Source organism: Brevundimonas sp. CURTG3B2_SDJG, from assembly GCF_057364705.1.
Genome location: NZ_JBNFOJ010000250.1, coordinates 1 through 4,044, shown reverse-complemented (window position 1 = coordinate 4,044; position 4,044 = coordinate 1). Strand labels below are relative to the sequence as shown.

5 protein-coding genes and 1 pseudogene are annotated in these 4,044 nt (G+C 70.0%); 4 read left to right on the top strand and 2 right to left on the bottom strand.

The features are described 5' to 3' along the window. Window positions 1-220, bottom strand: a pseudogene (locus AC2W7C_RS14335) (thiamine phosphate synthase); the annotation flags it as partial. Here AC2W7C_RS14335 and AC2W7C_RS14330 point away from each other — a divergent pair. The 3 genes from AC2W7C_RS14330 (at window position 219) to AC2W7C_RS14320 (ending at window position 1,686) form a co-directional block, all read left to right on the top strand. Then, the gene (locus AC2W7C_RS14330; protein ID WP_486002038.1) at window positions 219-491 is read left to right on the top strand and encodes a hypothetical protein; all 273 of its coding nucleotides are present in this window, start codon (window positions 219-221) and stop codon (window positions 489-491) included. The pseudogene AC2W7C_RS14335 and the gene AC2W7C_RS14330 overlap by 2 nt on opposite strands. After that, window positions 437-937, top strand: coding sequence for a YggS family pyridoxal phosphate enzyme (locus AC2W7C_RS14325; RefSeq protein ID WP_486002037.1), 501 nt, complete (start codon window positions 437-439; stop codon window positions 935-937). The genes AC2W7C_RS14330 and AC2W7C_RS14325 overlap by 55 nt, the downstream gene beginning before the upstream one ends. A gap of 62 nt (window positions 938-999) precedes the next feature. Beyond that, window positions 1,000-1,686 (top strand): response regulator transcription factor, encoded by a 687-nt coding sequence (locus AC2W7C_RS14320; RefSeq protein ID WP_486002036.1) that lies wholly within the window; start codon window positions 1,000-1,002, stop codon window positions 1,684-1,686. Here AC2W7C_RS14320 and AC2W7C_RS14315 read toward each other — a convergent pair. After that, entirely contained in the window at window positions 1,683-2,573 is an 891-nt protein-coding gene (locus tag AC2W7C_RS14315) for a LysR family transcriptional regulator (protein ID WP_486002035.1), read from the bottom strand. The genes AC2W7C_RS14320 and AC2W7C_RS14315 overlap by 4 nt on opposite strands. A gap of 96 nt (window positions 2,574-2,669) precedes the next feature. On the opposite strand from AC2W7C_RS14315, the gene AC2W7C_RS14310 reads away from it, so the two are divergent. Next, window positions 2,670-4,044: MFS transporter (locus tag AC2W7C_RS14310; protein WP_486002034.1), on the top strand; the 1,375-nt coding region annotated here is incomplete at its 3' end.

Genomic DNA, 4,044 nt, shown 5'->3' with positions numbered 1-4,044 from the left:
GCGCCGTGCGGTCTCGAGCGCGTCCGGAGCCGCCGAAATGGGCGGAACACCACCCAGACCCGGGCGGCAGGCGCGCGGCGGCCTCCCACGGGCGCGGCGTGCGCTCGGGATCGGTGAAGAACAACAGGGGCGGCAGAGACCGGCCCGCCCGGCTGACTTCGGCCGCCTCACGGGCTAGACCGCTGGCGACCTCCCACAGGATTTCGGCGTCCGAACGCATGACGACCTCTTCTACCGACAGCTCGGCCGCGTCCAGCGCCGTCGCCGAACGGATCCAGGCCGCGCGGCGTCGGATCGCCAAGGCGTGCCGGGTCGCGGGGCGGGATGCGGCCGACGTGGTGCTGACCGCCGTGACCAAGACCCAGCCCGACGAAGCGCTGGATGCGGCGCTGGCCGCCGGGCAGCGGACCTTCGGCGAAAACCGTGTTCAGGAGCCTTGGCGCATTGGGGGGAGCGGCGCGGCGCCTTTCCTGATCTGGAGCTGCGCCTGATCGGACCGCTGCAGACCAACAAGGTCGAGGACGCGCTGCGGCTGTTCGACGTCATCGAGACCCTGGACCGGCCGAAGCTGGCGCTCGCGCTGACGGCGGGGATCGAGAAGACCGGCCGGGCGCCGCGGGTGCTGATCCAAGTCAACACCGGGGCGGAGCCGCAGAAGGCGGGGGTTCCGCCGGAGCAGGCCGACGCCCTGGTGGCCCAGGCCCGGGGCCTGGGGCTGCGGGTCGAGGGACTGATGTGCATTCCGCCGGCGGACGAGGCGCCGGGCGTCCATTTCGCCCTTCTGCGCAAGATCGCCCGGCGCAACGGACTGGCCGTGCTGTCCATGGGAATGAGCGACGACTACGAAGTCGCGATCCGCTTCGACGCCACCCATGTCCGGCTGGGATCGGCCCTGTTCGGAGCGCGAAACCCCCTCGAGACGCCCTCCGGCGACTGAAAATCGCGGCCTTTGGCCCCCTGCCCTTGGCGAATGGGCCGACCCTCGCCATTCTTGCAGACATGCCCACGCCCAAGACGATCCTCATCATCGACGACGACGACGACCTGCGCGAGGCCCTGGCCGAGCAGTTGGCGTTGCACGAGGCCTTCCGGCCCGTCCAGGCCTCGACGGCCATGGAAGGCGTCAGAATGGGCCGTGAGGTCCGCGCCGACCTGATCCTGCTGGACGTCGACCTGCCCGACATGGACGGCCGCGAGGCCTGCCGGCTGCTGCGCAAGGACGGGGTCTCGACCCCCATCATCATGCTGACCGGCCAGTCGTCGGACGCCGATACGGTCCTGGGCCTGGAATCGGGCGCCAACGACTATGTCACCAAGCCCTTCCGGTTCGCGGTGCTGCTGGCCCGCATCCGCGCCCACCTGCGCAGCCACGAACAGTCCGAGGACGCGGTCTTCCGCATCGGTCCCTATGAATTCCGTCCCGCCGCCAAGGTGCTGGTGGACGACAAGGGCAAGAAGATCCGGCTGACCGAGAAAGAGACCAACATCCTGAAGTATCTCTATCGCGCCGGCGCCAAGGCCGTGTCGCGCGAGGAGCTGCTGACCGAGGTCTGGGGCTACAACGCCGGGGTCACCACCCATACGCTGGAGACCCACATCTACCGGCTGCGGCAGAAGATCGAGCCCGAACCCGGCCAAGCGCGCCTGTTGCTGACCGACGCCGGCGGATACCGGCTGCAGCCCTAGGCGAACTGCATGACCGGCGCCTCCGCGTCGCGGGTTCGATGTGATCGGAAACCGGCCGCGATCGTCCGCAACGCTTCGCGGGACTTGGCGTCGACCAGGGTCGAGAACAGCAGAATCTCTGAATCGGGCAGGGGCGGCAGCCCATAGCGCTGGCTCACCTCGATCGTTCCCGGCGGCGCCAGCCTGAGGGGAAAGACCGCGATCGCCACCCCCGCCGACACGGCGGCGGAGACGGCCGAGGAACTGCCGCCCACGAACACCTCCGACCAGGGGATGCCGGCCGCGTCGAGCGCCTGGGTGGCGATGTTCCGGACGCCGCATTCGGTCGACAGGGCGGCGAACCGCAGCGGCTCGTCGGGCCGGCATCGAAGATTCGGCGACGCGAACCATCCGAAATGCTCCGGTCCCAGAACCTCGCCGTCGCGCCGGCCGTCCTCGCGCCGGACGATGGCGGCGTCCAGCTCGCCGCGATCGAAGGCGTCGAGCAGGGCGCGAGGGGTTTCGATCCTCACCTCGATCGTCAGGCACGGATCATAGGCGTTCAAGTGCGCCAGCAAGGTCGTCACCTCCGGCCCTGCCACATGGGCGGCGACGCCCAGGGCGAAGCGCCGGCGGGACATCGACAGGGCGGCGACGGCCTTCTCGTGCGCGGCCAGGAAGTCGCGGGCGCCGTCGATGAACAGGGCGCCCTGGGGCGAAAGTCGGACCAGTCGGGGCGTGCGTTCGATCAGCCGCTGGCCCAACTGGTCCTCCAGCCGCTTCAGCTTGACGCTGATCGCGCCCTGGGTGGAGCCCAGCGCCTCGGCCGCGCGGGTGAAGCTGCGCAGGTCGGCGACGGCGACGAAGACCCGCACGGCTCCGACATCCAGGCTGATCGGGGAAGTCATTCGCTTTTGTTATCTCTGAAATGATCAGACATCCAGTTTTGTTGTGATCAACGCCTCCCTAGGTTCGACCGCGCCCATCTCCCCAGAAGGTTCTCCATGGTCGTCCTGCCCACCGTATCCGCGCGCCGCCGCGGCGTGATCGCCCTGCTGGCGGTCTGTCTGTCCGCCCTGATGTTCGGCCTGGAGATCTCCAGCATACCCGCGATCCTGCCGACGCTCAGGGACCCGGCCGTCCTGGGGGCGGACTTCGCCGAGCTGCAGTGGATCATGAACGCCTACACCATCGCCGTGACGGTGGTGCTGATGGGGACGGGAACCCTGGCCGACCGGTTCGGGCGGCGGCGCGTGTTCATCGCCAGCATCGCGGCGTTCGGCCTGGCGTCCCTGGCTTGCGGCCTGGCTCCGACCACGCCGATCCTGATCGCCGCCCGCGCCCTTCAGGGCCTGGGCGGCGGGGCCATGCTGGTCTGCGGCATCGCGGTGCTGTCCAACCAGTTCCAGGGCGTCCGGGAGCGGAGCATGGCGTTCGGCTGGTGGGGGGTGATCGCCGGCGTGGGCCTCGGCTTCGGCCCCCTGATCGGGGGCGGGATCGTGGCGGTCTGGGGCTGGGAATGGGTGTTCCTGGTTCACGTCGTTCTGGCGGTCGGCGTGATCGCCCTGGCCCTGGCGGGGGTGAACGAGTCGCGAGATCCGGAGGCCGGCCGGCTGGACCTCGCCGGCATGGGGACCCTGTCCCTCTCGGTGTTCTGTCTCGCCTGGTACATCACCCAGGGGCCGGTCCTCGGCTTCGGCGACCCGGCGGCCCTCATGGTCCTGGCTCTTTCCGTCGCCGGCGCGATCGCCTTCGTCGTCGTCGAGCGATGGAGCCGGCGGCCGATGATCGACTTCTCCATTTTCCGCGTCCGCGCCTTCTCGGGCGCGGTCCTGGGCTCCGCGGCGATGAACGTCAGCTATTGGCCGTTCATGATCTACCTGCCGATCTGGTTCAGCGCCGGCCTGGGGCTGGACAGCGTCGCCGCCGGGTTCGGGCTGCTGGCCTATACGCTGCCGACGCTGATCGTCCCGCCGCTGGCCGAGCGCCTGTCGCTGCGCTTTCAGGCGCGGGTCGTCATTCCGGCCGGACTGTTCACGATCGGCCTGGGCTTCTTCCTGATGCGGTTCGGCAGCGGCGTCGCCGACGCCAGCGCCCTGACCATCCTGCCGGGCTGCGTCGTCGCCGGCGTGGGTCTGGGCCTGACGAACACCCCCGTCACCAACACCACGACCGGTTCAGCGCCGCCCGAGCGCGCGGGCATGGCTTCGGGCGTCGACATGAGCGCGCGGATGATCTCGCTGGCGGTGAACATCGCCCTGATGGGCTTCATCCTGCTCGAGGGCGTCCGCGCCTCGCTCGCCGAGGCCTGGGCCGGAGGGGAGCCGTGGACCGGCCGGGGGCCATGGAAGGCGGCCGCCGAACGCATCGCCGCCGGGA

What these genes read in the sequence shown, in the direction of transcription:
- AC2W7C_RS14330 (WP_486002038.1), top strand. Translation starts at nt 219, where the DNA reads ATGACGACCTCTTCTACCGACAGCTCGGCCGCGTCCAGCGCCGTCGCC.
- AC2W7C_RS14320 (WP_486002036.1), top strand. Translation starts at nt 1,000, where the DNA reads ATGCCCACGCCCAAGACGATCCTCATCATCGACGACGACGACGACCTG.
- AC2W7C_RS14315 (WP_486002035.1), bottom strand. Translation starts at nt 2,573, where the DNA reads ATGACTTCCCCGATCAGCCTGGATGTCGGAGCCGTGCGGGTCTTCGTC.